The organism is Ruegeria sp. YTSA064 (genome assembly GCF_059610325.1).
In genome coordinates this window covers 242,197-267,381 of sequence record NZ_JBXWNK010000008.1, presented here as the reverse complement: position 1 = coordinate 267,381, position 25,185 = coordinate 242,197, and the positions used below count along the sequence as shown (strand labels likewise).

Annotated in this window: 26 protein-coding genes; 17 read left to right on the top strand and 9 right to left on the bottom strand. The window is 57.1% G+C overall.

All coding sequences use genetic code 11. The features are described from left to right. The first annotated feature begins 270 nt into the window (after positions 1-270). From AC2FI7_RS14380 to AC2FI7_RS14370, 3 genes are all read left to right on the top strand, one after another. Positions 271-1,425, top strand: coding sequence for a phosphoserine transaminase (locus tag AC2FI7_RS14380; protein ID WP_496816230.1), 1,155 nt, complete (start codon positions 271-273; stop codon positions 1,423-1,425). Positions 1,426-1,482: 57 nt separating this feature from the next. Continuing rightward, on the top strand, positions 1,483-3,078 hold the full coding sequence (gene serA, locus AC2FI7_RS14375; protein WP_010440643.1) for a phosphoglycerate dehydrogenase: 1,596 nt from the start codon (positions 1,483-1,485) through the stop codon (positions 3,076-3,078). A gap of 124 nt (positions 3,079-3,202) precedes the next feature. Continuing rightward, entirely contained in the window at positions 3,203-3,931 is a 729-nt protein-coding gene (locus AC2FI7_RS14370; RefSeq protein ID WP_029621865.1) for a metallophosphoesterase family protein, read from the top strand. Between the two features lie 3 nt (positions 3,932-3,934). On the opposite strand, the gene AC2FI7_RS14365 is transcribed toward AC2FI7_RS14370, so the two are convergent. The 3 genes from AC2FI7_RS14365 to AC2FI7_RS14355 all read right to left on the bottom strand — a co-directional run bounded on the left by AC2FI7_RS14365 (position 3,935) and on the right by AC2FI7_RS14355 (position 7,583). Beyond that, on the bottom strand, positions 3,935-5,452 hold the full coding sequence (locus tag AC2FI7_RS14365; protein WP_010440647.1) for a malonate--CoA ligase: 1,518 nt from the start codon (positions 5,450-5,452) through the stop codon (positions 3,935-3,937). Positions 5,453-5,519: 67 nt separating this feature from the next. Then, the gene (hutC, locus tag AC2FI7_RS14360) at positions 5,520-6,224 is read right to left on the bottom strand and encodes a histidine utilization transcriptional repressor HutC (RefSeq protein ID WP_010440649.1); all 705 of its coding nucleotides are present in this window, start codon (positions 6,222-6,224) and stop codon (positions 5,520-5,522) included. A gap of 3 nt (positions 6,225-6,227) precedes the next feature. Then, positions 6,228-7,583, bottom strand: a complete 1,356-nt coding sequence (locus AC2FI7_RS14355) for a formimidoylglutamate deiminase (RefSeq protein ID WP_496816227.1) — start codon at positions 7,581-7,583, stop codon at positions 6,228-6,230. Between the two features lie 81 nt (positions 7,584-7,664). On the opposite strand from AC2FI7_RS14355, the gene hutI reads away from it, so the two are divergent. The 5 genes from hutI (at position 7,665) to serB (ending at position 13,821) form a co-directional block, all read left to right on the top strand. Further along, on the top strand, positions 7,665-8,870 hold the full coding sequence (hutI, locus tag AC2FI7_RS14350; RefSeq protein WP_496816225.1) for an imidazolonepropionase: 1,206 nt from the start codon (positions 7,665-7,667) through the stop codon (positions 8,868-8,870). After that, positions 8,867-10,402 carry a histidine ammonia-lyase gene (hutH, locus tag AC2FI7_RS14345; protein WP_496816223.1) on the top strand — a complete coding sequence of 512 codons (1,536 nt, stop codon included), beginning with the start codon at positions 8,867-8,869 and terminating at the stop codon, positions 10,400-10,402. The genes hutI and hutH overlap by 4 nt, the downstream gene beginning before the upstream one ends. After that, positions 10,402-11,193: an N-formylglutamate deformylase gene (gene hutG / locus AC2FI7_RS14340; RefSeq protein ID WP_010440656.1), complete on the top strand. Its 792-nt coding sequence runs from the start codon at positions 10,402-10,404 to the stop codon at positions 11,191-11,193. The genes hutH and hutG overlap by 1 nt, the downstream gene beginning before the upstream one ends. 1 nt (position 11,194) lies before the next feature. After that, complete coding sequence (gene hutU / locus AC2FI7_RS14335) at positions 11,195-12,877, top strand: urocanate hydratase (RefSeq protein WP_010440659.1); 1,683 nt, start codon at positions 11,195-11,197, stop codon at positions 12,875-12,877. A 68-nt stretch (positions 12,878-12,945) separates the two neighbouring features. Then, positions 12,946-13,821, top strand: a complete 876-nt coding sequence (gene serB, locus AC2FI7_RS14330; RefSeq protein WP_010440661.1) for a phosphoserine phosphatase SerB — start codon at positions 12,946-12,948, stop codon at positions 13,819-13,821. A 30-nt stretch (positions 13,822-13,851) separates the two neighbouring features. Here serB and AC2FI7_RS14325 read toward each other — a convergent pair whose 3' ends face one another. After that, on the bottom strand, positions 13,852-14,679 hold the full coding sequence (locus AC2FI7_RS14325) for a hypothetical protein (RefSeq protein ID WP_496816220.1): 828 nt from the start codon (positions 14,677-14,679) through the stop codon (positions 13,852-13,854). A gap of 136 nt (positions 14,680-14,815) precedes the next feature. Between AC2FI7_RS14325 and AC2FI7_RS14320 the strand changes: the two genes are divergently transcribed. The 3 genes from AC2FI7_RS14320 to AC2FI7_RS14310 are packed head-to-tail and all read left to right on the top strand — an operon-like array spanning position 14,816 to position 15,904. Beyond that, positions 14,816-15,145, top strand: a complete 330-nt coding sequence (locus AC2FI7_RS14320) for an ArsR/SmtB family transcription factor (RefSeq protein ID WP_496816218.1) — start codon at positions 14,816-14,818, stop codon at positions 15,143-15,145. Continuing rightward, positions 15,133-15,561 (top strand): SRPBCC family protein, encoded by a 429-nt coding sequence (locus AC2FI7_RS14315; RefSeq protein ID WP_496816216.1) that lies wholly within the window; start codon positions 15,133-15,135, stop codon positions 15,559-15,561. The genes AC2FI7_RS14320 and AC2FI7_RS14315 overlap by 13 nt, the downstream gene beginning before the upstream one ends. Before the next feature lie 22 nt (positions 15,562-15,583). Next, positions 15,584-15,904, top strand: a complete 321-nt coding sequence (locus tag AC2FI7_RS14310; protein ID WP_170590088.1) for a YciI family protein — start codon at positions 15,584-15,586, stop codon at positions 15,902-15,904. A 3-nt stretch (positions 15,905-15,907) separates the two neighbouring features. Here AC2FI7_RS14310 and AC2FI7_RS14305 read toward each other — a convergent pair whose 3' ends face one another. After that, positions 15,908-16,906, bottom strand: a complete 999-nt coding sequence (locus AC2FI7_RS14305) for an asparaginase (RefSeq protein WP_029621866.1) — start codon at positions 16,904-16,906, stop codon at positions 15,908-15,910. Positions 16,907-17,085: 179 nt separating this feature from the next. Between AC2FI7_RS14305 and AC2FI7_RS14300 the strand changes: the two genes are divergently transcribed. The 5 genes from AC2FI7_RS14300 to AC2FI7_RS14280 all read left to right on the top strand — a co-directional run bounded on the left by AC2FI7_RS14300 (position 17,086) and on the right by AC2FI7_RS14280 (position 20,558). Beyond that, positions 17,086-17,619 (top strand): invasion associated locus B family protein, encoded by a 534-nt coding sequence (locus AC2FI7_RS14300; RefSeq protein WP_496816213.1) that lies wholly within the window; start codon positions 17,086-17,088, stop codon positions 17,617-17,619. Positions 17,620-17,795: 176 nt separating this feature from the next. Next, positions 17,796-17,966, top strand: coding sequence for a hypothetical protein (locus AC2FI7_RS14295; RefSeq protein WP_496833440.1), 171 nt, complete (start codon positions 17,796-17,798; stop codon positions 17,964-17,966). A 100-nt stretch (positions 17,967-18,066) separates the two neighbouring features. Further along, positions 18,067-18,444, top strand: a complete 378-nt coding sequence (locus AC2FI7_RS14290) for a lysozyme inhibitor LprI family protein (protein WP_010440675.1) — start codon at positions 18,067-18,069, stop codon at positions 18,442-18,444. A gap of 77 nt (positions 18,445-18,521) precedes the next feature. Further along, entirely contained in the window at positions 18,522-19,709 is a 1,188-nt protein-coding gene (gene rlmN, locus AC2FI7_RS14285) for a dual-specificity RNA methyltransferase RlmN (protein ID WP_010440676.1), read from the top strand. Between the two features lie 225 nt (positions 19,710-19,934). Next, positions 19,935-20,558, top strand: coding sequence for a cytochrome P460 family protein (locus AC2FI7_RS14280; protein WP_010440677.1), 624 nt, complete (start codon positions 19,935-19,937; stop codon positions 20,556-20,558). A gap of 3 nt (positions 20,559-20,561) precedes the next feature. Here AC2FI7_RS14280 and AC2FI7_RS14275 read toward each other — a convergent pair whose 3' ends face one another. From AC2FI7_RS14275 to AC2FI7_RS14265, 3 genes are all read right to left on the bottom strand, one after another. Further along, entirely contained in the window at positions 20,562-22,214 is a 1,653-nt protein-coding gene (locus AC2FI7_RS14275; protein ID WP_496816210.1) for a U32 family peptidase, read from the bottom strand. Positions 22,215-22,277: 63 nt separating this feature from the next. After that, positions 22,278-22,622 (bottom strand): hypothetical protein, encoded by a 345-nt coding sequence (locus tag AC2FI7_RS14270; protein WP_010440680.1) that lies wholly within the window; start codon positions 22,620-22,622, stop codon positions 22,278-22,280. Further along, positions 22,619-23,536, bottom strand: a complete 918-nt coding sequence (locus tag AC2FI7_RS14265) for a DnaJ C-terminal domain-containing protein (protein WP_010440682.1) — start codon at positions 23,534-23,536, stop codon at positions 22,619-22,621. The genes AC2FI7_RS14270 and AC2FI7_RS14265 overlap by 4 nt, the downstream gene beginning before the upstream one ends. Before the next feature lie 161 nt (positions 23,537-23,697). Between AC2FI7_RS14265 and AC2FI7_RS14260 the strand changes: the two genes are divergently transcribed. Next, complete coding sequence (locus AC2FI7_RS14260; protein WP_010440684.1) at positions 23,698-24,087, top strand: hypothetical protein; 390 nt, start codon at positions 23,698-23,700, stop codon at positions 24,085-24,087. Here the strand turns inward: AC2FI7_RS14260 and AC2FI7_RS14255 are convergent. Beyond that, positions 24,082-25,182, bottom strand: a complete 1,101-nt coding sequence (locus tag AC2FI7_RS14255; protein WP_010440686.1) for a cystathionine gamma-lyase — start codon at positions 25,180-25,182, stop codon at positions 24,082-24,084. The genes AC2FI7_RS14260 and AC2FI7_RS14255 overlap by 6 nt on opposite strands. Between the last annotated feature and the right edge of the window lie 3 nt (positions 25,183-25,185).

The window sequence follows — 25,185 nt, the reverse complement described above, 5'->3', positions numbered from 1 at the left end:
TCGACAACGCATACGGAGACCGAAACCTCATCTGCACATGCCCTCCAATGTCAGAATACGAAGAAGCCGCAGAGTAAATTCTCAAAACCCCCGCCAAAAAAGCGGGGGTTTCGCCAATCGGAAACCTGTGTTCTGATTTGAGCCTGTTTTAGATGTCGTTTTTACCCAGCGAAGCGTCTTTTCTGCTTGCTGCAGGTGCGAAGGCCCCGTACCTCTGCCCGTGGGACACCCCTCCCCAACGAGGGGCGTGTATCTGGAAGGGTAATACAGATGACAATCGAACAACCGGCGACGCGGCCGGCCAATCCGCGTTTTTCCTCGGGCCCTTGTGCCAAACCCCCCACATTTGATCTGACCAAACTGGCGGATGCTGCCTTGGGTCGTTCGCATCGTGCTGCGGTCGGCAAGGGCAAGCTGAAGGCAGCCATCGAAGGCACGCGCGAGATTTTGGGCATACCTGCTGACTACCGCATCGGTATCGTTCCTGCGTCTGACACTGGCGCGGTTGAAATGGCGTTGTGGTCTCTGCTGGGCGAACGCAAGGTCGAGATGCTAGCCTGGGAAAGCTTTGGTTCTGGTTGGGTCACTGACGTTGTAAAGCAGCTGAAGATCGATGCCGAGGTGAAGACCGCCGATTACGGTCAGATCGTTGATCTGGCATCTATCGATTTCTCCAATGATGTTGTGTTTACCTGGAACGGCACCACCTCGGGTGTGCGGGTGCCGAATGGCGACTGGATTGCCGAGGACCGTAAGGGTCTGACGATTTGTGATGCGACCTCGGCAGCGTTTGCGATGGATCTGCCTTGGGACAAGCTGGATGTGACCACTTTTAGTTGGCAGAAAGTGCTGGGTGGAGAGGCTGCGCATGGGATGCTAATCCTGTCGCCCCGCGCTGTTCAGCGGCTTGAAAATTATACCCCGGCATGGCCATTGCCGAAGATTTTCCAACTTACCAAGGCGGGCAAGCTAATCGAGGGCATTTTCACCGGAGCAACGATCAACACGCCCTCGATGCTGGCGGTCGAAGACTACTTGTTCGCTTTGGACTGGGCGCGCTCGGTTGGTGGCTTGCAAGGCCTGATCGCCCGTGCGGATTCCAATGCGGGTGCGGTGCATGCGTTCTGCGATCAAAACGACTGGATCGGCAATTTGGCCGAGGACGCAGCGACACGTTCGAACACTTCAGTTTGTCTTAAGTTCACCGACGCGCGTATTCAGGATGGTTCGGCTTTTGCCAAGGCCGTGGCCAAACGGCTCGAAGCCGAAAACATCGCACTGGATATCGGTGCCTATCGCGATGCCCCTGCGGGTTTGCGCATCTGGTGCGGTGGCACGGTCGAGACCTCGGATATCGAGGCGATGTTGCCATGGCTCGCATGGGCCTTCGAGACCGAGATCGCGTCGCAGACTGAAGCTGCCTGATGTTATTGCCGGGCCACCCAAGGCCCGGCGCTTCCATACAATTCAAGGACCAAAGATATGGCCCCCAAAGTACTCGTATCTGACAAACTCAGCGAAACCGCCGTACAGATCTTCCGTGATCGCGGCATTGATGTGGATTTCATGCCCGATCTGGGTAAGGACAAAGACAAATTGGCCGAGGTGATCGGTCAGTATGACGGCCTCGCCATCCGTTCGGCCACCAAAGTCACGCCCACCATTCTTGATAAAGCCGACAAGCTGAAGGTCATCGGCCGTGCAGGGATCGGCACCGATAATATCGACAAGGATGCGGCTTCAAAAAAAGGCGTGATCGTGATGAACACGCCGTTTGGAAACATGATCACCACCGCCGAGCACGCCATTGCGATGATGTTCGCGGTCGCACGGCAAATTCCCGAGGCCAGCACCTCGACCCATGCTGGCAAGTGGGAAAAATCCAAGTTCATGGGGATCGAACTGACCAACAAAACACTCGGCGTGATCGGCGCGGGTAATATCGGCGGCATCGTTTGCGAGCGTGCGCTGGGGCTAAAGATGAAGGTTGTCGCCTATGATCCCTATCTGGGCGAAGAGAAAGCCGCCAAGATGGGCGTTGAAAAGGTCGAGCTGGACGAGCTGCTGTCACGTGCTGACTTTATTACTCTGCACGTGCCGCTGACCGACCAGACTCGTAACATTCTGAGCCGCGAGAACCTTGCCAAAACCAAACCCGGTGTGCGCATTGTCAATTGCGCGCGCGGCGGTTTGGTCGACGAAGACGCGCTGGCGGAGGCGTTGCAGTCGGGACATGTCGCTGGGGCGGCTTTTGATGTGTTCAGCGAGGAGCCTGCCAAAGAGAACGCGCTGTTCAATCTGCCCAATGTTGTGTGCACACCTCACCTTGGCGCGGCAACGACCGAAGCGCAGGAGAACGTGGCGTTGCAGGTGGCCGAGCAGATTTCGAACTACCTGCTGACCGGCGCGGTAGAAAACGCGCTGAACATGCCAAGCGTTACGGCAGAAGAGGCCAAGGTCATGGGGCCGTGGATCAAGTTGGCCGGCCATTTGGGCAGTTTCATTGGTCAGATGACGGACGAACCGATTAAGGCGATCAACATCCTTTATGATGGCGTTGCGGCCGAGATGAACCTGGCGGCTCTGAACTGTTCGGTGGTCGCTGGGATCATGAAGAAATTCAACCCCGAAGTGAATATGGTTTCTGCTCCGGTCGTGGCCAAAGAGCGGGGGATTCAAATCTCGACCACCAATCAGGATAAGTCCGGAGCCTTTGAAGGCTATATCAAGGTGACCGTCGTGACCGGGAAACGCGAACGTTCGATCGGGGGAACCGTGTTCAGTGACGGCAAGCCGCGCTTTATTCAGATCAAAGGCATCAATATCGATGCCGAGGTTGGTGCCCACATGCTTTATACCACCAACGAGGATGTGCCGGGTATCATCGGTGCCTTGGGGCAAACTATGGGCACGCATGGTGTGAACATCGCGAACTTTACCCTTGGTCGTGCTGAGGCGGGAGGCGAAGCGATCGCGCTGTTATACGTCGACGAACCAGTTCCGGCTGAAGCGCGCGCGCAGCTGGCGGAAACCGGTCTGTTTACCCAGATCAAGCCACTGGAGTTTGAGGTGGCCTGAGTGTCGCTGTTGAATTTCTGAAACAGATTGATGCCCGGGCTTATGCAAAGCGCGGGCACCGCCTTTTCAAAGAGTCGTATTTGCGTCAGAAGTGCAGCAATCGCAGATGCCCGAGGGGAACCAGATGACCAACCCGATCTACGCAATCGGTGATTTGCACGGGCGCGTGGACGAGTTTGACCGCGCATTGTCGCTGATTGAGCACGATGGTGGTCCGGACGCCGAAATCGTATTTTTGGGTGATTACGTCGATCGAGGCCCAGATAGCAGGGGCGTCATTGACTGTTTGATCGCAGGACGTGATGCGGGCAGGCGCTGGGTCACCCTGCTAGGCAATCATGACCGGATGTTTTCGTGGTTTCTGGAGGATGTGCCACGTCACGATCCGCATATGTTGGTAGGATATCATTGGCTGCACGAGCGGTTGGGTGGTGTCGAAACACTTCAAAGTTATGACGTGTTCTTCGATCAGCAGACGCGCCTAGAGGATCTACATGCCATTGCACGGGGCGCGGTTCCTGTGGCGCATCGGATGTTTCTGCGGGGGCTCGTGGCCATGCATCAAACGCCAGAGATTGCGTTTGTTCACGCAGGCATCCGGCCCGGAATACCGCTGAGCGAACAACGGGAAAATGATCTGGTGTGGATCAGGCAGAGCTTTCACAATCACCGTGGCCCGCATCCGAAGCTTATCGTCCATGGACATACGCCTGTGGATCGGGCGACGCATTATGGTAATCGCATCAATCTGGATAGCGGTGCAGGGTATGGCCGCCCGATAGGCGTTGCGGTGTTTGAAGGTCGGGATTGCTGGTTGCTGACGGATAAAGGCCGCGTTGCGCTTTTGCCCTGACGATCAGGACTCTGTGAACAGGTCTTTGCAGCGGTCACGCAGGATGTTTTTTTGCACCTTGCCCATGGTATTGCGCGGTAGTTCGTTAAGCAGGATCAGTTGGCGGGGATGTTTAAAACGGGCCAAAGCACCCTGTATCGTATCCATGATCGCTTCGATATCAGGCGTCTGACCGGGGGTCGGAACCAGAATGCCAACCGGGGTTTCTCCAAAATCCGGGTGGGGTACGCCGATCACCGCGCTCTCCAGCACGCCGGGTTGTTCATCCAGCAGCAGCTCGATCTCTTTAGGGTAAATGTTGTACCCGCCTGAGATGATCAGGTCCTTCCCGCGTCCGACGATGTGGACATATCCATCCTCGTCGATCCGTCCCAGATCACCGGTGATGAAGAACCCATTTTCGCGCAGTTCGGCGGCGGTTTTCTCGGGCATTTGCCAATAGCCCTGAAACACGTTGGGGCCGCGTACTTCGATGATCCCGATTCCACCACTTGGCAGAGTCTCCCCCGATTCAGGGTCCGTGACCTTCAATTCGACATCTGGCAAGGGAAATCCAACGGTTCCTGCGCGGCGCTCGCCGTCGTATGGGTTTGACGTATTCATGTTGGTTTCGGTCATTCCGTAGCGTTCCAGAATGCGATGGCCGGTCCGGTCTTCGAATTGAACATGCGTGTCTGCCAGCAAAGGTGCCGATCCTGAAATGAACAGCCTCATATCCTGCGTCAGCTCCCGCGTGAACCGGTCGTCGCTTAGCAGCCGGGTGTAGAAGGTAGGCACGCCCATCATCGTTGTCGCCTGCGGCATCAGGCGCACCATGTCGTCCAGATCGAATTTCGGCAGAAAGATCATCGATCCACCCGAGGCGAGCATGACATTGGTCGCAACAAACAGCCCATGCGTGTGAAAAATCGGAAGTGCGTGGAGCAGCACGTCGCTGTTGGTAAACCGCCACTCGTTTACCAGAGTCTCCGCGTTCGATAGCAGATTGGCTTGCGTCAGCATCGCCCCTTTCGAGTGTCCCGTCGTGCCCGACGTATAGAGGAAAGCGGCCAGATCGTCCTCGGTCCGGCGGACCGGTTCAAAGGCAGGAAGCATCCCCAACGCACGCCGTGTCAGGCTGCCCGAACCGTCCGCGTTCAGCGTCTCTAACCGGGCGTTGTTCTTTTGTGCGATATCAGCAAGCCCTGCCGCATTAGCTGCATCGCAGACAACCAGAGATGCGCCGCTGTTTTCGATGAAATAGCTCAGCTCTTGCGTCGTGTAGCCCGTGTTGAGGGGTAGAAAGATCAGCCCCGCCTGGACACAGGCGGCATAAAGCGCCAGTGCTTCGGCGGACTTCTCCACCTGCACTGCGACACGGTCGCCAGGTTCCAGTTCCAGTCCGGTCAGCGCATTGGCCAAACGGGCGGCCATGTCCAGAAACGCGGCATGGGTCAGTGTCTGACCATCGGCGAGATGCAGAAACGGCGTGTCCTTGCCCGCATGAATGCCAAACAAACGATCATAAAGCGGGTTGCCCATCCCGGTTTCCTTTCCATCCGACGCTGGAATTCTGTCTCGTAAATGGCGGGGGGTAAAGCCCGGAAAATCAGAATTCGGTGGACATCCGGTAGCCCGCTGCAAAGTACATTTTGGCGAAGGTCACCGGCTGACCTTGCAGCCATGTGATGCGCTCTGCCGTAAAGACGGGCTCTCCTTCGGACACATCCAAAAACCCGGCCAATGTGGCGTCAGCGCGGCTGGCTAGAAATGTCAGCTCGACATTTGTGAACGGGACGGTTTGCACCAGCCAGTCATTCGGTCCGATACTTGAGAAATCGGCCTGTTCCACTTGCGGTACGCTGTCGATCACGATCCAGCGGTCCTCGAACTGAAAGGGTGTGTTGGTGGAAAAATGCATGCATCGCACATGCATGACTCGCTGATCCACGCGCAGGGCCAGACGAGCCGTCAGCCAATCGGGAGCGGTCTGTGTTTCCTGCGATACCAGAGCATAGCGATAGGTGCCGCCCGCAGCTTCAATCTCATCACGGACCAGAGGAATGGTGAATCGTGCCTGACGCTGCGGAGCGCTGAGAACCCGGGTGCCCGCCTTTCGACGCCTTTCCAGAAACCCTTCATCCGCCAATTCCCGCAGCGCACGGTTGACTGTGGTGCGGGTGCACGAAAATTCCACCGCAAGCTCTTGCTCATTGGGAAGCAGGGCATCCGGTTGCCATTCGCCGGATCGGATGCGTTGCAGGACGGTTTGCTTAATGTCTTTGTAGCTGGTGGTATCGCTTGTCTGGGTCATGATTCAAAGTTCCGCCAGCAGGTCACTCATCGCCGCGCGATAATTGGTCAGGATCGCATCGCGAGCGATGTGCCGCCCGCCGCACACTTGATGTCGCCCGGCAGACCACAAATCGGTCACAGTTCCGTCTGGCGCCGCAAAGCAGAGCCCGTCAAGCAGTTGATCGTCGCGCAGACTGCACAGAGTTGGGTGGCTGCGATCGATTGCGACCAGATCGGCAAGGTGACCCACAGCTATATTTCCAGCCGCGCGCCCAAGGGCTTGCGCTCCACCTCGTGCGGCCCCGGTATATAGAGCCTGACCAATCGATCCTTCGCCGCGCACCAAAACCGTGCGCGCTTTGTCACGCAACCTTTGGGAATATTCCAGCGTCCGCAACTCCTCAGGCAGTGAAATGCGTACATTCGAGTCTGATCCGACACCAAAGGCACCTCCGGCGTCGGTATAGACAGCCCCATTGAAGATGCCATCGCCCAGATTGGCCTCGGTGATCGGGCAGAGACCTGCCACCGCTCCGGATTGGGCGAGGGCGCGGGTTTCATCATCGGTCATGTGGGTGGCGTGGATCAGGCACCAGCGCTCGTTCACGTCCGCGTTGTTCAGCAACCAATCCACCGGACGCTGACCCAGAGCGGTCTCGACATCCGCGACCTCCTTCTCTTGCTCAGAGATGTGGATGTGCACCGGACCGTTAGGAGTTGCCTCGAGCACCTGATGCAGGTCATCCGGTGAGGTTGCGCGCAAGGAATGCGGCGCGATGCCAATCTGACTATCTGCGTGGGGCAGCAGTGGTTGGCACTCTTCAGTAAGCCGCAAAAACCGATCCACATCATTGCTGAAGCGTAACTGACCCCCTGCCAGCGGCTCTTGTTTGACGCCGCCATAGGTGTAGAGCACCGGCAGATGCGTCAGGCCAATCCCGGTTTGGCTTGCTGCCGAAAAGATGCGCTGGCTCAGCTCGGAAAGCTGCGTATAGGGCGCACCGCCGGGTTGGTGGTGGACATAGTGAAATTCCCCGACCGAGGCATACCCGGCCTCCTGCATTTCCATGAAAACCAGTGCAGCGATGGCTTCGATGTGCTCTGGGGTGAGGCGATCCAGAAAGCGGTACATCAGGGTGCGCCAGGTCCAAAAGCTTTCGCGCCCGGCAGCGCGGGTTTCGGTCATACCGGCCATGGCGCGCTGAAAGGCGTGGCTGTGCAGGTTGGCCAAAGCGGGAAGCAGGACATCGACACGGGTGTCGCTTGGATGGGCGTCTTTCCCGTGTTCCAGCTTCGTGATCCGGCCGTGTTCGATTTCAACCCGAAGATCGCTAACCCAGTCAGAGCCTAACAGGGCCGTTTTGGCATGAACCGTCATCGCAATTCCATTTTGTGTAGACTTTATGTATTTACCCGTATACGAAAAAATCAAGCGCAGGGGGAGCCCAAAAGAATCGCCATGACAAAAAAAACCGTTCTTTGCTGTAAACAGGTGGCCACCATGGGGGGCGACCAGCCCTGTGGGATGATTGAGGATGGCGCGATAGCCGTCGAAGGATCACAGATCGTCTGGGTGGGCAGTCAATCTGAAGTTCCAGCAGCTTATGCTAAATGGCAGCGTGTTGATTACGGTGACCGACTGATCACGCCCGGGCTGATTGATGCCCACACCCATGTGGTATTCGGAGGTAACCGCGCGGTTGAGTTCGAGATGCGCCTGAACGGAGCGACCTACGAGGAAATCGCGCGCGCGGGCGGGGGCATCCTGTCGACCGTAAACGGGACGCGAGCTGCCTCGGAAGATGAACTGCTTGCAGGTGCTCTTCCGCGCGTGGATGCGCTGTTGGCCGAAGGTGTATCCTGCATTGAAGTGAAGTCCGGCTATGGGTTGGATACCGAAACCGAGTTGCGCATGCTGCGTGCCGCGCGCCGGATTGCGCAGGAGCGACCCGTTCGGGTTAAGACCAGCTTTCTGGGCGCACATGCCACTCCGCCGGAATATGCGGGCCGCGACGATGCCTATATCGATGAGGTTTGCATTCCGACCCTACGCGCGGCCCATGCCGAAGGACTGGTGGACGCGGTGGATGGGTTCTGCGAAGGCATTGCCTTTGACCCCACACAGATCGAACGGGTTTTTGTTGTCGCGCAAGGGCTTGACTTGCCGGTGAAGCTGCATGCTGAGCAGTTGTCTAACCTCGGCGGGGCAAAGCTGGCGGCAGCCCACGGGGCTCTGTCCGCTGATCATATCGAGTATCTGGACGCCGACGGTGTTGCCGCCATGGCCACCGCCGGAACGGTTGCGGTCCTTCTGCCCGGCGCATTCTACACGCTGCGCGAGGCGCAGATGCCGCCAGTTGAGATGTTGCGCCAGCAGAATGTGCCAATGGCGCTGGCGACCGATTGCAATCCAGGGTCATCACCGCTGACCTCTCTGCTTTTGACGATGAATATGGGATGCACCCTGTTTCGCATGACGCCGGAGGAAGCCCTGGCAGGTGTCACCCGCGTCGCGGCCCGCGCCTTGGGTCTGGAGGATACGGGCATGATCGCACCGGGTTTACGTGCTGATCTCGCTGTTTGGGACATCTCCCATCCGGCCGAACTGTCCTATCGCATCGGTTTCAACCCGTTGCACAAACGTATTTTTGGAGGTGAGGAATGACTCCCCTACCGCTCACTCCGGGCCAGGTGTCGCTGGATCAATTGGCTGAGGTTTATTGGACCGAGGCTGCGATATCGCTGGATGATGCCTGCCGACCAAAGGTAGATGCCGCTGCGGCTCGTATAGCGCAAGCCGCCGAAGGGACTGAGCCCGTCTATGGCGTGAATACCGGCTTCGGTAAGCTGGCGAGCCATAAGATTGCGGCCAAGGACACCTCGACCCTGCAGCGCAATCTGATCCTCAGCCATTGTTGCGGGGTGGGCCCTGCGGTGCCGCGTCGTCTGGCGCGGCTGATGATGTCGCTCAAGCTGCTGTCCTTCGGGCGCGGAGCGTCGGGGGTTCGCTGGGAGCTTGTCGAATTGTTGCAACAAATGCTGGCCCGCGGTGTGACACCTGTGATCCCGGCGCAGGGTTCGGTCGGCGCATCAGGAGATCTTGCGCCGCTGGCCCATATGACCGCAGTTGTGATTGGCGAGGGCGAGGCTGAGGTAAATGGCTCCGTTATGCCGGGTGCGGCGGCCTTGAAAACAGTTGGCTTAGAGGCGATTCAACTTGGCCCAAAGGAAGGTCTCGCGTTCATCAACGGGACGCAATTTTCGACCGCCTTTGCGCTGGCCGGTTTGTTCGAGGGCTGGCGTTCGGCGCAAAACGCACTGGTGATATCGGCGGCCTCGACGGATGCAATCATGGGATCCACCGCCCCTCTGCAGCCCGAAATTCACGCGCTGCGGGGGCATCGCGGCCAGATCGAGGCAGCAGCGGCGATGCGGGCCACACTGGACGGCTCTGAAATCCGCGAAAGCCATCGCGATGGGGATACTCGCGTTCAGGACCCATACTGCATTCGTTGCCAGCCACAGGTGACGGGAGCGGCGATGGACGTAATCCGGCAAGCTGCCGCAACACTGGTGATCGAGGCCAACGCGGCCACCGACAATCCACTGGTTTTGACCGATCCGGATACCATCGTATCGGGCGGGAACTTCCACGCCGAGCCGGTGGGCTTTGCCGCGGATATGATCGCACTGGCCCTGTCTGAAATTGGAGCGATCGCACAGCGTCGGATTGCGCTGATGGTCGATCCTGCGCTCAGCTTTGATCTGCCACCATTCCTGACGCCAGAGCCAGGGCTGAACTCGGGCCTGATGATCGCCGAGGTCACTACGGCCGCTCTGATGAGCGAAAACAAGCACCTGGCCAACCCCTGCGTGACAGACAGCACGCCCACATCGGCCAACCAGGAAGACCACGTCTCGATGGCTGCGCACGGGGCGCGGCGGCTGGGCCGGATGGTGGATAATCTGAACTATATTTTGGGGATCGAACTGCTCTGTGCCGCACAAGGCATCGAGTTCCGTGCGCCTCTGGCTACCAGCAAGTCGCTGATCAGCGTCGTTGGGCGTTTGCGCGAGGATATTCCGTCGCTAGGCGATGATCGCTATCTGGCGCCCGAGTTGGAGTCGGCGAAGTCGTTGGTCGAAAGCGGCGCTGTTCTACAGGCGGCTGCTCTGACTATGCCGGAGCTGTCGTGATGCAGGTTTTCAGCGTTCAGCGTGGCGATGGGCCTATCGTTCTGGGACAGCCGCATGGCGGCACGTTTGTACCTGACGACATTGCCGCGCGATTGAACGCGAACGGGCAAAATCTGGCGGATACGGATTGGCACATCAACAAGCTCTACGATGGGCTGGTGGCCAATGCGACGGTCGTGCAATCCCATATCCACCGTTATGTGATCGACGCCAACCGAGACCCTGCGGGCGCATCATTATATCCGGGGCAGAATACGACAACACTGGTGCCATTGACCGATTTTGACGGTCAGACGATCTGGGCAGAAGGACAGGAGCCCTCAGCCGATGAGATTGAAGCGCGACGCATCGCTTACCACGCGCCCTACCACAACGCGCTTGAGCAAGAGCTTGAAAGGGTGCGCGCAAAACACAGGGTTGCGATCCTGTTTGACTGCCACTCGATCCGCAGCAAGATCCCGTTCCTGTTCGAAGGCACCCTGCCGGATATGAACATCGGCACCGATGGTGGGGTGACCTGCGCATCTGGCATCGAGGCTGCGGCCTACGAATTTTCGCATTCCTCCCCTTACAGCACCGTCCTGAACGGGCGATTCCGAGGGGGCTGGACGACCCGCCACTATGGCCGCCCGAATGAAGGCCTGCACGCGATCCAGATGGAGCTGGCGCAATCCACGTATCTTTCCACCGAAACCCCTCCGTGGGCGTTTGACGAGAAGAAAGCCAGCCGTCTGCGCCGCTGGCTGGTGGATATTCTCGACGCCATCCAAGACACCGCATTGGAGCTTTGACATGACCGATCCTCGCAAGAATACCCGCGATATCTATCCGCCCACCGGCCCTGAACTGAACGCAAAAAGCTGGGTGACCGAAGCACCATTGCGGATGATGATGAACAACCTGCATCCGGACGTGGCCGAAAACCCACATGAGCTGGTGGTTTATGGCGGCATCGGTCGCGCGGCGCGGACATGGAACGATTTCGACCGGATCGTCGCAGGGCTGAAGGATCTCGAAGAGGATGAAACCCTGATTGTCCAGTCGGGCAAACCGGTGGCGATCATCCGTACTCATAAAGATGCACCGCGCGTTCTAATCGCCAACTCGAACATCGTGCCGCATTGGGCCAATTGGGATCATTTTAACGAGCTCGATAAGAAGGGCTTGATGATGTACGGCCAGATGACGGCTGGTTCGTGGATCTATATCGGTACGCAGGGCATCGTTCAGGGCACCTATGAGACCTTTGCCGAGGCAGGTCGTCAGCACTATGGCGGTGACCTTACTGGCAAGTGGATTCTGACCGGTGGTCTGGGCGGCATGGGTGGCGCACAGCCTCTAGCAGCGGTGTTTGCCGGGGCCAGTTGTCTGGCAGTTGAGTGCAATCCGGACTCGATCGATTTCCGCCTGCGAACCAAGTATCTCGACGAAAAAGCCGAAACGCTGGACGAAGCGCTTGAGATGATCGACCGCTGGACAAAGGCGGGCGAGGCGAAATCTGTGGGTCTGCTGGGCAATGCGGCGGAGGTGTTCCCCGAGATTTACGCGCGGATGCAGGCCGGTGGCATGCGCCCCGATATCGTCACTGACCAAACCAGCGCCCATGACCCGATCAATGGGTACCTGCCGATCGGTTGGAGCATGGCACAGTGGAAGGACAAGCGTGAGACTGATCCCAAAGCGGTTGAAAAGGCTGCGCGTGCGTCGATGAAACAGCATGTGGCTGCGATGGTTGATTTCTGGAACGCGGGCGTTCCGACGCTCGACTATGGCAACAACATCCGGCAGGTGGCGCAGGACGAAGGCTTGGAGAATGCCTTTGCGTTCCCCGGCTTTGTCCCTGCCTATATCCGCCCGTTGTTCTGCAAGGGCATCGGCCCTTTCCGCTGGTGCGCCCTGTCTGGTGACCCCGAGGATATCTATAAGACCGACGCCAAGATGAAGGAGCTGTTTCCCGAGAACGAACACCTGCATCGCTGGCTGGACATGGCGCAGGAACGCATCGCGTTTCAGGGTCTGCCCGCACGTATTTGCTGGATCGGCCTCGGCGATCGCCATCGCGCCGGATTGGCCTTCAACGAAATGGTAGCCAATGGCGAGCTGAAAGCGCCAGTTGTCATTGGACGAGACCATCTGGACTCGGGCTCGGTAGCCAGCCCCAACCGCGAGACGGAGGCGATGCTGGACGGATCGGATGCGGTATCGGATTGGCCGCTGCTGAACGCGCTGATCAATACGGCGAGCGGTGCGACATGGGTTTCGTTGCATCATGGCGGCGGCGTTGGCATGGGTTTCAGCCAGCACGCAGGTGTGGTGATCTGTGCAGATGGCACCGAAGATGCCGCACGGCGCCTGGAGCGGGTGTTGTGGAACGATCCCGCCTCGGGCGTGTGGCGCCACGCGGATGCGGGGTACGAGATCGCCAAAGACTGCGCCCGCGAACATGGGCTACGGCTGCCAGGTATTCTGGGCTAGGCCAAACTGCCTCTGGTGAAAATGCTGCACCTGCGATATCTCGCGGGTGCGCAAATCGGAGGCCTGACATGTACGTAGCCACTCTGCTGACCAACCCAGCGACCCCTTCGCTAGAGGCAACGCTGGTCGAGTCGTTGCGGAATGCTTGGGGCGGGGGTGATGCGAACTGGCTGTGTCCCGATGAGGCGGCTGAGTTTTCCTTGCGACATATTCCCGACAATCGCTGGGACGTATGGGCCGACTTGCAGCAGATGGGCGTGGATCTGGTCGTGCAAAAGGCCGAAGGTCGCCGGAAAAAGATGCTGTTGGCCGATATGGACAGCACGATGATCCAGCAGGAATGCATCGACGAACTGGCTGATGAGGCTGGTGTGGGCGATCGGGTCAAGGACATCACCGCACGCGCGATGAATGGCGAGCTGGATTTCGAAGGCGCGCTGACCGAGCGCGTCGGCCTGTTGAAGGGGCTGGATGAAGGCGTGATCGGCAAGGTTCTTGAGGAACGGATCACGCTGATGCCCGGCGGTAAGGCCTTACTTTCCACGATGCGCGCGAATGGTGCCTACGCCGCTTTGGTATCGGGTGGTTTTACCGCTTTTACAGCCAAGGTCGCCGAAGAGCTTGGGTTCGATGAGAACCGGGCGAATACATTGCTGGCTGAGGATGGCAAGCTTACCGGCGACGTGAAGCGGCCCATTCTTGGGCGACAGGCCAAAATTGAGGCATTGGAGCAGATAACGGCCAGCCTTGGCATTTCAGAAAGTGATGCAATCGCCGTTGGTGACGGGGCCAATGATCTGGGAATGTTGGGCCGCGCGGGCACGGGTGTAGCGCTGCACGCCAAGCCCTCGGTCGCTGCCGAATGTGATGTCCGCGTAAATCACGGCGATCTGACTGCTCTGTTATATTTGCAGGGATATGCTAAGGCGTCTCATCGCTACTGATCGTGTATATTCACCTTTCAATTTGGTTGCTCAAAGCCTGCGAGCAGAGTAATTTTGCTGCAATGCTACCGGGTCCCAAAATGCTTCAAGTTCGGTGGTCGAATAACCAAGTTTGATGGCCAAGTTTAGTACCGCGTTCAGAAGCGGCTCTTGAATCTCTCCAATATCTGTTCGCAGGATTCGCTGTACTTTATCTACAGGCGGTGACGAAACGTTGTACTGGGCCGGGCCAGCGAACCTGTTTAGAAATAATTTCAACTTTGGATCGTTAGCTGCGTATAGGTCCTCAAACTTATAAATTCCCGAAAATCCTGGCACATCGTGCTGTTCTAAAGCGAATTGGTTGATCTCAAGCCAATTGAACAAGTTTTTCTCGAATGGCGAGAAGGTCTCAGCATTCTTAGCCACATCCTTGTGATAGACAGTTGGGTCGTTCGGATGAATTGCAGCTATTCTTTCCGTACGCCTACCTCTGGAGACATTTGGAACAAATATCCCATGGGTGGCGTGAGACGCGGCGACACTAAATGGATTTCGAACTAGATGCGCAAATCGCAGAGATTCACCAAAACGCGCCGCAAAATAAGGCAGCCATGCGTAACTTGTCCAACCTACATCGATGTAGTTTTTGTCTTCCGCAAGCAGATCTTCAATCTCGATCAGCTTGCGCTGGATCTGCACATGTTTGCCAAGAACGCCAAAGTAATTCCTTGGGCGACGGAATACCCTTCTGGAATGATAATCCGGGCCGATTCCTTCATGCTCAACGGTAACTTGAGGCAATGAATCTGCCAGTATCGACGCCAGATTTTGTGTCGATGTTCGACCCGTTGAAAGAAGAAATCTGACGGTCGCCATATTGGTTTCTTAACTCCACTCTTTCCTAAGCAATAAGTCGTGGAATCTTCCGGTGCAAGCTAGTGATTTATCAGCGAAACCCAATCGAATAGACCGGCCACTTGATTATTTAACCAAAAAATTAAATAGTAGACTTATGACGCCACTGCTGACCGCATTCTCCGCCTTGTCTGATGCCACTCGGTTCTCGATTGTCGAGCAACTGATGGACGAAGGCGAGCTGCCCGTCGGCGACCTGATTGAAGGCAAGGGCATGTCAGGGGCTGCGATCTCGCGTCACCTGAAGGTCCTGCGCGAGGCTGGGCTGGTGCAACAACGGGTGCGCGGCACGCAGCGGATGTATTCGGTGCAGCCCGAGGGGCTGCGCGCGATTGCCGAGTGGACGAATTCAAAACGACAATTCTGGGAAAGCAGTCTCGACCGTTTGGGCGAACTCATCGAAAGGGAGAAATCATGGCCGACCTGAAACTGGAACGAGATTTTCCCGTCAGCCCCGAGGACCTGTTCGCATGGGTTAGCGATGGCGCAAAGCTGCTGAAGTGGTGGGGGCCTGAGGGTCTGCATGTGCCGGAACATGATCTCGATTTTTCGCGCATTGGTCCGTGGTATTCGGTGATGCAGAATGGCGAGGGCCAGCAATTCAAGGTTTCGGGGCACGTCACCCATATCGATCGGCCAAAATCGGTTGGATTTACATGGGCATGGCACGACGATCAGGATCAGCGCGGTGCCGAAAGCCATGTGACCTTTTCGGTTTCCGCAACCGACAGCGGATCACGGCTGGTGGTCGATCATCGCGAGCTTGTCGATGCCGAGTCGGCCACGAACCACAACGAAGGCTGGACATCTTCGCTGCGCAAGCTCGAAGCACTTTGCACATAGGTTTTCATCAGGGAGGAGCGATATGCCGCAATATTTGTTTGTTTATCACGGGGGCCACACCCCAACCGATCCCGCTGAGGTCGAGGCGACCATGGCCGCTTGGGGTGCCTGGTTTCAGGACATTGGCGGTTCGCTTGAGATTCCCGGAAATCCCGTGGGTCAATCCTATACGGTCAGCAGTGGCGGGGTCGAAGATAATGGCGGCGCCAATCCGGCCTCGGGGTTTACGGTTGTAAAGGCTGATAGCATCGAAGCCGCAACCGCGATGGCCAAGGGCTGCCCGATGGTGGTGAACGGCTCAGGCTCGGTCGAAGTGGCCGAGGTGCACGAGATCGAGATGTAAGTCTTAGCCGGGGAAGTCCGGCGCTGGCTTGATCACACCACATTCCAGCCCGCGACGGCTGTATTGCGTAGCGTTCATGAATTTGCGGGTGGCCGGGTGATCGGCCGCCAGCACGCCCAAGCTTACCAGAATGGCCGCGATGGCGCATTCGCTGGCGCGGGTCGTGCCATCGGTGATTTTCAACGCCACACCCATCCTCTTCTCGGGAATGATGGCGACAAAGACGGCTTCGGCCCCTGTTTTGATTGCCACGCGTCCATTCATCGCGCGCATTAATTCGGTACAGGCGCGGGTTTCTCCGGCGACAAGTTCAGGGTGCTTCACCATCGCCGCCGTAAGCTGCACCGCCGCTTCGCTGGAGCGATCAGAACGGTCTGCGGCAGAGGCAAACCAAGCCATCGATCGTGCAAGCCCTACCAGTGACGTCGCAAAATTTGGGGCCGAGCAACCATCGATCCCATAGGTTGGGCTGGTCTCGCCTGTGGTTTCTTCTATGGCAGACAGACAGGCCTGCTGAACTGGATGGTCGATTTCCAAGTATTCCGGCCCGGCGCCCATATGCTGTGCCAATGTCAGGAACCCGCTATGCTTGCCTGAGCAATTGTTGTGTATCTGGCAGGGCGTATCGTCCGCCAGGATCAGTCCGTCTCGGGCTGCCATGTCAGCGGGTTCCTGCGGACCGCAGCGCAGATCGAGCTCGGACAGGCCGAGGTGATCGAGCCATGCGGACACGCGATCGGTATGGATATGCGCCCCGTTATGCGAGGCACAGGCCAGTGCCAGATGTTCGCTGTTCAAACCGTATTTCGCCGCCGCACCCGAGGTGATCAACGGCAGGGCCTGGATCATTTTGGCCGAGGATCGGGGGTAGATTATCGCGTTCGGATCCCCCCAACTGCGCACGATCTGACCACGATCGTCACAGATCACTGCGTGACCCAGATGCAGGCTCTCTAATAGCGATCCGCGCCAGAGTTCTGTCATCGGTACGGCTTGTGTCATGTCCACCCCATAAATCATGCGCAAAAATCTGCCAATCGCCCTTTCGCCTGTGGCGAAACCTGCGTTAGTGTGTGTATGTCGACAATCATCGGAATACGCAACTGAACAGACGAACCGGCAGGGTTCGCACGCATGTCCGATGGGTATGAGGTATTAGGTCGGGCTAGGAGGCTGGACAGATGGGACTAAAGCTCGTTCGCGTGATCGCGGGCCTGTGTATGGCAGGAATGGCGACAACGGCAATCGCTCAGCAGGCGACTAGTACGAACCGCGTCGCGGCAAAGACCGATTGGAGCGTGTTTGTCGAAGAAGACCCCACCGAATGCTGGAGCGTTTCCGCGCCCAAGGAAACAGTGAACACACGCGGTGGTCGCGTCGTTTCCGTGCGGCGCAGCGATATCCTGCTGTTTGTGTTCTACCGCCCAAATGCTGAGGTCAAAGGGCAAGTGACCTTTACCGGCGGCTATCCGTTTGCCTCTGGATCGACTGTCAATCTACTTGTCGATGGCAGCGAATTCGAACTGTTCACGGATGGCGAATGGGCGTGGCCTGCAACTGCCTCGGACGATGCCAAGATCGTCACGGCTATGAAGCGCGGAAGCGAAGCCGTGCTGACTGCCCGTTCGGAACGTGGAACACAAACCAAAGATACGTTCTCATTGCTGGGTTTCACGGCCGCGATCGAAGACGCTGAAAGGCGCTGCACGAACTAAAGTGCACACAGATATGACCTCGAAACCCCGCTATCCGGCGGGGTTTTCTACGTATGGGTAGATCTTTTGGGTTTATTGGAAATTTATCCAACGTCAGAATGTGTTTTTGATCCGTGTCAAAGCCGACTTCTCAAATTTCTGAACTAATCAGTTTAGACCAATTTGAGGAGTTGGCAATGAATCCAAACAAATATCTGTCCGCGCTTTTGGTGGCGTCTTCGGTGACCCTTGCAGGATGCGAGAAGGAAGCGGAAACTTATCCAATTACGGGTGAGCAATGTGGACCGGAAGATCCCGTAAAAACTCTGGATGCAGAAGATTGTTACATCCCACCTGCAGTAAACTGACAAAAATGGACCGCTGAGGTTTCTGCCTTGGCGGTCCAACTTGATTGGGCGTGGGTTTTGATCTGTAATAGACAGGTGTCTCTGTCAGGAGGATCGAGGTATGCGATGGGCTATTGTTTTTCTGCTGTTTCCCATGTCCGCAGTTGCGGACCCAACACTGGAGTGTATCGACGCCGGATCGCAGGTTGAGATTGGGTCTTGTGTTTCGGACATGGAAACGCGCGTGAATGCCGCGATAGACTCCAGCTATTCCTTGGCACTTGGCGCTGCAAGGGAACTGGATGACGTCACCGGCCGCGCTGTTGCCACGCCCGCGCTGGAGGCATCGCAAAACGCGTGGACAGCTTATCGCGATGCACAGTGCGAAGCGGTGGGTGCGTCGTTTGGTGGTGGATCAGGCACCGGCATTGCCATAACTGCGTGCCGCGTTGATCTTGGGCGGGCACGTGTTGACGAATTGCTGCGCTATGCAAATTGATGCACGATTTCTTTTGATCTTTGTGCGCGTTCCTATATAGAGGCGCATCCCAAGCCAGAATCCATTGAGATAGCCACATGTCGCCCAAAGCGCCGATCACTCAAGATGTCATGACCATCCCCCGCAAATTGCCCGAGGGGAAGGTGAACCTTGTTGGCCTCACCCGTGATCAATTGCGCGATGTGCTGATTGAGCATGGTACACCGGAAAAGCAGGCAAAGATGCGCACCGGCCAGATCTGGCAGTGGATCTATCAATGGGGTGTGCGCGATTTTGGTGAGATGACCAACCTCGCCAAAGCTTATCGGGCACAACTTGCGGAGAATTTCTTAATCGAAATCCCCGAAGTCGTGACACGTCAGGTGTCCGAGGACGGCACACGCAAATACCTGTGTCGCATCGCGGGAGGGCACGAAGTAGAGGTCGTCTACATCCCCGAAGAAGATCGCGGTACGCTGTGCATCTCGTCTCAGGTCGGCTGCACGCTGACCTGCTCATTCTGTCATACGGGTACACAGAAACTGGTGCGCAATCTGACTGCGGCAGAGATCGTCGGGCAGGTCATGATGGCGCGGGACGATCTTGAGGAATGGCCGACACCCGGTGCCCCCAAAGACGAGACACGGCTATTGTCGAATATCGTGCTGATGGGTATGGGCGAGCCGCTCTATAACTTTGAAAATGTCCGTGACGCAATGAAGATTGCCATGGACCCCGAAGGAATTTCTCTGTCGCGCCGACGTATTACCCTGTCGACTTCGGGTGTGGTGCCTGAAATTGAACGTACCGCCAAGGAAATTGGCTGCCTATTGGCGATCTCGTTCCACGCCACAACCGATGAAACCCGCGACGTGCTGGTGCCAATCAACAAGCGCTGGAACATCGAAGAGCTGCTGCAGGCACTGGCCAGCTACCCCAATGCCTCGAACTCCGAGCGAATTACGTTTGAATACGTGATGCTGGATGGCGTGAACGACAGCGATGAGGACGCGCATCGACTGATCGAGCACATCAAGCGCCATAAGATTCCGGCCAAAATCAACTTGATTCCGTTCAACGAATGGCCCGGTGCGCCTTACAAGCGTAGCTCGAACAATCGCATCCGAGCCTTTGCCAATATCATCTATCAGGCGGGTTATGCCTCACCCATCCGCAAAACGCGCGGTGAGGATATCATGGCTGCCTGCGGGCAGTTGAAATCGGCCACCGAACGCGCCCGAAAATCGCGCAAGCAGATTGAGGCCGAGGCTGGCCTGAACCGTTAGATTCCGCAGATTGTCCGCCACTACGATAAACTTAATAAATTGAATGCTGTTTTGGCATTCAGAATTTGCTATGTCTAAGGGGCATCTGCTCTGGTTGGGGGGTCACTAGCAAACACAAAGTGGTGAAGTTGCTGGGGCGGTGCTGGCAACACTATTTAAGGCCGCTATCATTTTTCGAACTTAATGCGGCATTTCGGCGAACTGATCAGTCAGGGAGGCCATAGAATGATTACAAGACACCTGCCGATCGTTAAGATCGTGCTGTTTATTGCGGTATTGGGGCTTATTTCTGTTGCGGGAAATGCACAGAACAACGATCAGGATGCTCATCTGGCCATTGAAAACCCGGCTGATCTGTCCAAGGAAGATGCTCAGGCTCATTACAAATCTCTGTCCCGGCGCATGGAACGAGGCTATGCCGCAGCCCAGTTGGACGTGCTTTTGAACTATCAAGCCTGGCCGCTGTTCAACGATGCGCCGTATATCTCGGCCACCCATGGGCAGCGCTATGTCAACAGCTACGCCAATCGCATGGCGCATAATTACGGAACCTTGCAGGAAGGTGAGCTGTTGCCTGTGGGCTCGGTTCTGGCCAAAGACAGCATGACAGTCACCGACGAGGGTAACGTGCATCCGGGTGCCTTGTTCGTGATGGAAAAACTACCGGCGGGTACCAACCCTGAGACAGCAGATTGGCGATATATCATGGTGATGCCGGATGGTTCACTGTTTGGCGACACGATGGGCTTTCGCGCGTCCGAGGTCGATTACTGCCATGTCTGCCACGAGGCCGTTGCTGACAGGGATTATACGTTTTACGTACCTGAAGAGTATCGCGTCGAGAACTGAACTTCAGCTTGCCGGTAAGCTCAGTTCGGTGGCCTCACGGCGGCTAAGTTGTTCACCCTGCTTGCGTTTGGACAGAACCTCGCGTGCACGCGCGTATTTCTCATCCTGCCAGAAGATCAAACAGCCGTTGCAGCCTTTGCCGCAACACCCTTCGGTTCCGATGCGATTGGTTTTGAAGCGACGTTCGTTGCCGTCTTCTCCGATCTTCTCAATCAGTTCATCGCGGCGGCGCGCATAAGCTTTGGCGTTGTCGCGACCCGTGGTCTCCACCCCTTGCACCAGCTTGTCGAACCGAATGCGGCTCCAGTGTTCGTCCGTCAGGGCGCGTTCCTTGCGCAGGACCGAGTAGACAGGGAAACGCGCGCGTAAATCTTCGATATCCTCGTGATCGAACAGCGTGAATGGCAGGCGGATAATTGTCTTAGTGCTCCCATGCACCACGTCTAGTCTCGCGCCATCTTGGGCGCGTTCAAAGTCATAGACTCGTAACAGAACCGTCTCGCGTGAAATCGGAGAGACGAAGTCCAACACGTCCCCCGGTTCCAGCTTGTTTTTCACCTCAACCAGAAAGGCATCCTGAATCACCTCGGTGACGATCCCCGCATATTCCCACTGCGCGATAGACGCAGTGTGCTCGTAGTCATGGGCGTAGTTTGTCAGTCGGCCTTCGTGGAAGGCCAGCGTGTAGCCTCGGTTCCCGACGGTTTCGAGCTCACGCATGTAAGGTTTCGGGTCCCAGTTCTCGGGGTCGGCGTGATAATCGTCGATAGCCATGCGATAGGCGCGCGCGACGATGGCAGCATAGTATTCCGACTTGCCGCGCCCTTCGACCTTCAGGCTGTCGACGCCGATCTTCAGGTATTCATCCAGTTTCGGCATAATGCACAGATCGCGCGAGTTGAGGATGTAGGACCCCCGGTCATCCTCTTCGATGGGCATTAAATCGCCGGGGCGGCAGCCTTCTTCCAACAAGAACTCGAACAGGTCGGCGTTTTCGTCGGTAATGCGTAGCTCCTGATGCGTGCCATCTTTGAGGCGCAGCTTCAGACCATAATTCCAGCGGCAGGAATTGGCGCAGTTGCCTTGGTTCGCTCCGCGTTCGGCCATGAAGTTCGATAGCAGGCAGCGGCCCGAATAGGTCATGCACATGGCGCCGTGGACGAATGCCTCAAGCTTGATGTCGGGACATTTTTCGCGAATCTCGACCAGTTCGGGGTATGAGACTTCGCGCGCCAGTACTACAAGCTCAGCCCCCTGATCCTGCCAGAACTTCACCGACAGCCACGAACAGATATTGGCTTGCGTCGAGATATGCAGCGGCAGTTCCGGTGCCCGTTCGCGGACGTATTGGAACACTCCGGGGTCGGCGATGATCAGCCCGTCAGGTTTCACCTTGCGGACAGTGTCGATGTATTCGTCCAGCTTCGGAATGTCCTTATTGTGCGAGAACAGGTTCAGCGTCAGGTACGCGCGCCGGCCATGGTTATGGCAGAACTCGACCCCCTCGATTACCTCTTCCAGCGAGAACTCGGATTTCGTGCGCAGCGACATATCCGGTGTGCCCAGATAGACCGCATCCGCGCCATATAGGATGGCGAGTTTTAACTTGCGTAGATTGCCCGCAGGCATCAGCAATTCGGATCTGGACTGGGTCATAGAGATACCGGGCTAAGGATCAAGGGCGTCTTCTACGCCAAAACCCCTGTGCCCAAAACCCCGTTACCTGCGACTGAACCGCGCTGTGCCGATGACCTCGATCAGTTGTTTTCGAACAGGTTCCGGTTGCGCCTCGACCGCGTTCAGCACCTCGCGCAATTCGGCGCGCAGCCCATGCATCTGGTCGATCAGCGAGATCATCATCGACAGTGCGTCGGCCTCCATATCGTATTGGTCATGCAGCTCGCATGCCAGTTCCAGTCGGGCAACGTCAATGCGCTGATATCGCAGCCCTTGCTCCGATTGCTCGGGGATCACGATCTCAGCTGCCAGATATTCGGTTAGGCGATCCGAAGTCAGGCGGGCGATGGTTTCGATCAGTTCGGCTTCGGTCAATGTGCGGCTCATGACGGCATTCCTTTGCGCGGATCATAGCTGTGGGTTTCGCGCCATGTCTCCATGAATTGCTTCAATTCATCGTCTACCATGTCCGGCATTGCGACGGTCAGTTCGATGAACTGATCACCCCTATCGGACGAGCCGCGCTTCTTGACCCCTTTGCCACGCAGGCGCAGGGTTTTGCCGCTGCTGGTCCCTGCAGGGACACTGACATTGACGCCCCCGTCGATGGTGGGCGCTTGGACCTTGCCGCCCAATACCGCCTCGTCAATGGTGATGGGCAACGTAATATGGATGTCATCGCCCTGACGGTCAAACACCGGATGATCCGTGACCGAGATGGTGACCAGCGCATCCCCAGGAGGGCCTTCACCATATCCCGGTGCTCCCTTGCCACGCAGGCGGATGGTTTGACCGGTCGTGATGCCCGCCGGTATCTTCACTTCAATCCGGTTCCCATTCGGTAGGGTCAGCTTTTGGCTGGCGCCGAATACAGCATCCAGAAAACTGATATGCAGTGAGTAATTCAGGTTGTGCCCTGGCGCGTGGAACTCTTGTGTTCGTTGGCCATAACCACCCCGCCCGCGCATGAACTCGGCGAAGATGTCGGACATGTCGTCTTGCTCGGTCGAATACCCGCGATAGGGGTTGCCTGCAGCTTCGGCATAGTCCCGATAATATTGCTGCCGTGGACGTTCCTGACCGGACGCATCGATCTCGCCATTGTCATAGCGTTTGCGTGTTTCGGGATCTTTCAACAGGTCATAAGCAGCGGCAGCGGCTTTGAACTTGGCTTCGGCTTCCGCATCACCCGGCTTAAGGTCCGGGTGACACTCCTTCGCGATCTTCCGGTAGGCTTTCTTGATCTCGGCATCGTTGGCGTCTTTGGCGACGCCAAGAACGGAATAGGGATCGTCGCTCATATTGCCTCTCGTCGATGTAGGTATGGTCTGGCCTTGATGAAGGTATTTTATCATGTGATTTCAACAGGTCAAAAAACCTTCGGAGTCGAATTACCTCGCAAATTCTGGTTGTCCTGCTAATATCTGCATGTTTCGAAGTGTTGATTGTCGGAGATCACCTTATGTCGCGCAGAATAAAATCCGCTCTCGCGTTACTAGTCGGGAATGCCATCGGGTTGTTGCTTGCTTCGCTGCTGCTGGCGGGCTTTGCAATCAAGCCGATCTCGTTCATCGTTGTAGTGATTGTCTTTACGCTGGTTCAAGTCGTAGCCGAACCGTTGATCCTGAAGCTGGGCGAGAAGAAGGCCCCGGCGCTGAAAGGTGGGATCGCACTGATTGTCACATTTGTGGGCTTGCTGGTGACCGATCTGATAACAGCGGGGCTAACAGTTGGAGGTATTTCCAACTTACTGGCAGCGACTTTGCTGGTATGGCTGGGCGCGTTGATCGCCAGCATCGTGCTGCCAATCTACGTGTTCACCGAGCTGCGTGAACCTAAGAAGAAATCATAACGCGTTCAGGCTGGCCTCGATCGCCGGCCACAGTTCTTCTACCGGCTCGCACCCGACAGACAAGCGGATAAAGGCAGGGTCGACCGCATCGCCCCAGCGGGCACGCCGCTCGGCTGAGCTGTGGACACCGCCGAAGGATGTGGCAGGGCGCAGCAGGGGGCAGGCGTTGATGAACTGTTCGGCTTTGGCCTCAGACTCCAGCGTGATTGTCAGCAGAAAACCGAACCGAGCGGTTTGGGCAGCCGCCAATGCGTGCGATGGATCACCGGGCAGGCCGGGATAGCGAATGTGTTTCACGGCCGGGTGCGATGCCAACAGTTCGGCCAGAACTTGCGCCGAGCTACACATGCGATCAAACCGCACATCCAGCGTTTCAAGGCCACGGTGCAACAACCACGCCTCGTGCGGCCCCGGTATCGCACCTGAAACGCGGCGCCAATCCTCTACCCGTTCCATGATTTGCGCATCGCGGCTGGCGACATGGCCCATCAGCAGGTCCGAATGCCCGCCCATCGCCTTCGTATCCGAACTCACCACCACATCGACGCCAAGGTCCAGTGGGCGTTGGCCCAATGGTGTCATGGTTGTGTTGTCGGCAATCGTGATGCCACCAGCCTCGCGCACGGGCCTGGCGATTGCTGGCAGATCAAGCATATCCAGACCGGGGTTCGATGGGCTTTCCAAGAACACGACATCAATTCCATCAAAGCCACCTTCGGCAAAGGCAGTAGTTGGGCGTTCGACGATTGAAACGCCTAGATTCGACAGGAACCGGTCGGCCAGTAGCCGGGTCACATAGTATCCGTCGGATGGGATCAGCAAACGAGACCCTGCTTTGACCGTGGCAAACAGCGCAGCCGAAATCGCCCCCATGCCAGAAGGAAAGCTGAGGCAAGGCGCGTTTTCGAGATGCGACAGGACGTGCTCCAGGTGAACCCAAGTCGGGTTGTCGACTCGGCCATAACTGGCGTGACCGTCTGGATCACCCGGCAAATGAAACATGCTGCTTTGGGTCAATGGCAGGGCCACAGGCTCGCCCTTGTCCAACGCGTTTCCGCGCAGGTGGAGCATCTCGCCGGTCTTGGGTTTAGTCATAGC